Origin of the sequence: Streptomyces prasinopilosus (assembly GCF_001419695.1) — a bacterium.
In the GTDB taxonomy this organism is placed as follows: domain Bacteria; phylum Actinomycetota; class Actinomycetes; order Streptomycetales; family Streptomycetaceae; genus Streptomyces; species Streptomyces prasinopilosus.
On sequence record NZ_LIRG01000401.1, the window covers coordinates 1 to 3,856 of the forward strand.

Annotated in this window: 3 protein-coding genes; all 3 read left to right on the top strand. The window is 74.9% G+C overall.

What is annotated here, in order from left to right; all coding sequences use genetic code 11:
- Positions 1-52 precede the first annotated feature (52 nt).
- The 3 genes from AOK18_RS17500 (at position 53) to AOK18_RS17510 (ending at position 3,835) form a co-directional block, all read left to right on the top strand.
- Complete coding sequence (locus AOK18_RS17500; protein WP_055694988.1) at positions 53-1,258, top strand: MFS transporter; 1,206 nt, start codon at positions 53-55, stop codon at positions 1,256-1,258.
- Positions 1,259-1,441: 183 nt separating this feature from the next.
- The gene (locus AOK18_RS17505) at positions 1,442-2,887 is read left to right on the top strand and encodes a uracil-xanthine permease family protein (protein ID WP_055694989.1); all 1,446 of its coding nucleotides are present in this window, start codon (positions 1,442-1,444) and stop codon (positions 2,885-2,887) included.
- A gap of 261 nt (positions 2,888-3,148) precedes the next feature.
- Entirely contained in the window at positions 3,149-3,835 is a 687-nt protein-coding gene (locus AOK18_RS17510) for a DUF5995 family protein (protein ID WP_055574318.1), read from the top strand.
- The last annotated feature ends 21 nt before the right edge of the window (positions 3,836-3,856 follow it).

The following is a 3,856-nucleotide window of genomic DNA, read 5'->3' on the forward strand; positions in this document are numbered from 1 at the left end:
CCCCTCCCGGTCGCCCCGGGAACGCCCCGGGGCGACCGGGAGGGGCGGGACCATGAGTGCAGAGGTGTACGGGCAGCGCGAGGTGCGGCGGGCGCGGTACGCCGTGGGGACGGTGTTCGCCGTGCACGGCGCCGTCACCGGCTCGTTCGCCACCCGCGTGCCGTGGATCCAGGACCATGCCGGCGTGAGCCCGGGGCAGCTGGGGCTCGCGCTCGCCTTCCCCGCGCTCGGCGCGTCCGTCGCGATGCCGCTGGCGGGGCGGATCAGCCACCGCTTCGGCGCCCGGACCGCACTGCGCGGGCTGATCGCGCTGTGGACGCTCGCGCTGGTCCTGCCGTCCGTCGCCCCGAACCTGCTCACCCTCTGCCTGGCCCTGTTCGTCTACGGCGCCACGGCCGGCATGTCCGACGTGGCGATGAACGCCCTGGGCGTGGAGGTGGAGAACCGGCTCGACCGGTCGATCATGTCCGGGCTGCACGGCCTGTGGAGCGTCGGCGCCCTGATCGGTTCGGCGGCCGGCACGCTCGCCGCGCACCTCGGCACGGACGCCCGGCTGCACCACGCGCTCGCGGCCGGTGTGCTGACCGCGGTGGGCGTCGCCGCGGCCGGCCGTGTCCTCGACCTGCGGTCCGCCGTGGACGAGGAGCCGCCGCCGAGGTTCGCGCTGCCGCCCCGCTCCGCGCTGCTGATCGGCGCGATCGGCTTCTGCGCCGTCTTCGCGGAGGGCGCGAGCCTCGACTGGTCGGCGGTCTACCTGCGGGACCGGCTGGACGCCTCGGCCGGTCTCGCGGCGGCCTGCACCACCGGGTTCACGCTCACCATGGCGGTCGCCCGGATCGCCGGGGACCGGGTGGTGGACCGCTACGGCGCGGTGCGCACGGTCCGCGCGAGCGGTGTCGTCGCCGTCGGCGGCGGGCTGCTGATCGTCCTCGCGCAGCACCCCGCGGCGGCGATGGCCGGCTTCGCGCTGACGGGCCTCGGCATCGCGGTGGTGGTGCCGCTGTGCTTCGCCGCGGCCGGCCGCAGCGGCAGCAACCCGAGCCTCGCCATCGCGGGCGTGGCGACCATCACGTACACCTCGGGGCTGATCGCTCCGAGCGCGATCGGGCTGCTGGCCCAGGCGACCAGCCTGATGGTGTCGTTCGCCCTGGTCACGGTGTTGTCGTGCGGTCTGGTCGGCTTCGCGGGCGTGCTGCGCGGCGGGGACCGGGTGAAGAGCGTCCGGCCGGACGCGGCCGTTCCCGGCCCGCGGGCCTGAGAGTCTCCCGCGGGCCGTCCCGCGGAATCCCCTCCCCGGGACCGCGGATGCGCCCGGGCGCGGGTGCGCCCCGCGGTCCCGGGCGGGGCGGATCCGGCTCCGCCCGTCCGTGCGGACGGAGCACACCTGATCAGCCCGCACAATGGTCCGGACACGCTGCACGAACGACGAAAGCGACAGCCCATGGATCTCGGCGTCCGCTGGACACTGCACGGCGACGGACGCACACCGGCCCCCGGTGCGGTGGTCCGTCCCGACGAACGGCTCTCGTGGCCCCGCACCGCGGGACTGGGGGCCCAGCACGTCGTCGCGATGTTCGGGGCGTCGTTCGTCGCGCCGGTCCTCATGGGGCTGGACCCCAACCTCGCGATCATGATGTCGGGTGTCGCGACCATCGTCTTCCTGCTGGCCACGCGCGGCCGGGTGCCCAGCTACCTGGGCTGCTCCCTCTCCTTCGTCGGCGTCGCCGCGGTCATCCGGGCCCAGGGCGGGTCCAGCGCCACCGTCACCGGCGCGGTGTTCGTGGTCGGGGCCGCGCTGTTCCTGGTGGGGCTCGCGGTACGGCACTTCGGGGCGCGGATCATCCATGCCGCGATGCCGCCGATCGTCACCGGTGCGGTGGTGATGCTGATCGGCTTCAACCTGGCGCCGGTCACGGCCGCCACCTACTGGCCGCAGGACCAGTGGACCGCCCTGTTCGTGATGCTGTTCACCGGCCTGGCGGTGGTGTGCCTGCGCGGTTTCTGGTCCCGCATCGCGATCTTCCTCGGGCTGGTCTTCGGATACGTCCTGTCCTGGGGCCTCGACCGGGTCTTCGGGCGGATCCACTCCGCGGACGCGAGCGGTGAGGTGACCGACCACTGGCGTCTGGACCTGTCGGGCGTCGGCCAGGCCGACTGGATCGGGCTGCCGACCCTGCACGGCCCGTCGTTCGAGTGGTCGGCGATCCTGGTCGCCCTGCCGGTCGTCATCGCACTGATCGCCGAGAACGCCGGGCACGTCAAGGCGGTCGGCGAGATGACCGGCGACAACCTCGACGACAAGCTGGGCACGGCCATCTCCGCCGACGGCGTCGGCTCCATGCTGTCCACCGCGGTCGGCGGCCCGCCCAACACCACGTACTCCGAGAACATCGGCGTGATGGCGGCGACCCGCGTCTACTCGACCGCCGCGTACTGGGCCGCCGCGGGCTTCGCCCTGCTGTTCGGCCTCTGCCCGAAGTTCGGCGCGGTCGTGGCGGCCGTTCCCGGGGGCGTGCTCGGCGGCATCACCGTCATCCTGTACGGCATGATCGGCCTGCTCGGCGCCCAGATCTGGATCAACGCCAAGGTGGACCTGCGCAATCCGCTGAACCTGGTGCCGGCCGCCGCGGGCATCATCATCGGCGTCGGCAACGTCACGATGGAGTTCACCGACACCTTCTCGCTCAGCGGCATCGCGCTCGGCACGCTCGTCGTCATCACGGGGTACCACGCGCTGCGCGCCTTCGCGCCCGCCCACCTCAAGACGCAGGAGCCGCTGCTCGACGAGGGCACCTCGTCCTACGACACGGGCGGCGAGGACGCCGACGCCGGTGGGAGCGGCGGGAAGGGCGACGGCGGCGAGGGCGGTCGGCGCGCCACGTCGTAGGCGTACGACGGGGCGGAGGTGCCCGGTCCCCGGCCGTCCGGCTCCCCCGGCGGCCGGCCCGCCCGCGGGCGTCGATCCCGGCCTCGCGCGGCACCGGCCGCGGCGACCGCGCGGGGCTCGGGAGAGCCGGGCACCCAGGCGCCGGGCACACCGGCCCGACACGTACGGTCCCCCTCCCCCACGGCGGGCGCGTTACCCCGTTCCGGGGAAGCTCGGGGCCCACCGCCCCGGGCGCCACGCCAGAGGTGCGACCCTGCGCCCATGGCGCGACGCGAGCAGGTCCACACCCCCGTAGGCACGGTCGTCTCCCGCATGCGTGCCCTGGACTCCGCCCTGCCCCGCCGGGACGGGATCGCGGTCTTCAACCGGGTCTACCTCACGGTGACGGCGGAGGCCGGCCCGCGCGCCGACGCGGGTCCGCTCGGGGACACGCGGGCGGCGGGCACCCTGAACGCGGTGTTCGCCGAGCGCTATCTGGCCGCCGTCGACGCGGTCCTCGAGGGGCGCCGCCCGCCGGCCTGCTGGCGTCCGCTGTTCCAGTTCCGCCACCATCCCGGCGTACGTCCGCTGCAGTTCGCGCTGGCGGGCATCCATGCGCACACCGGTCATGACCTGGCGCTCGCCGTCGTGGACACCTGCCGTGCGCTCGGCTGCGGACCCGCGCGGCTGGAGGACGAGTTCGAGCGGGTGGGCGATCTGCTGGCCGCGCTGGAGGAGCGCGTCCGCGAGGACCTGACGCCCGGCCCCGACCTCCTCCGGCTCGCCGACCCCCTCACCCACCTGGCCGGTTCGTGGAACCTGGACCGCGCCCGGGACGCCGCGTGGACGGCGGCCCGCGCGCTGTGGGAGCTGCGCGCCCTGCCGGACGTCGCCGAGGAGTACGCCGCCCGGCTCGACGCGGCCGTGGGCTTCGCCGGGCGCATGCTGCTCACACCGCTGCCCGGCTGAACGGGTCCGGACCCCGGGACC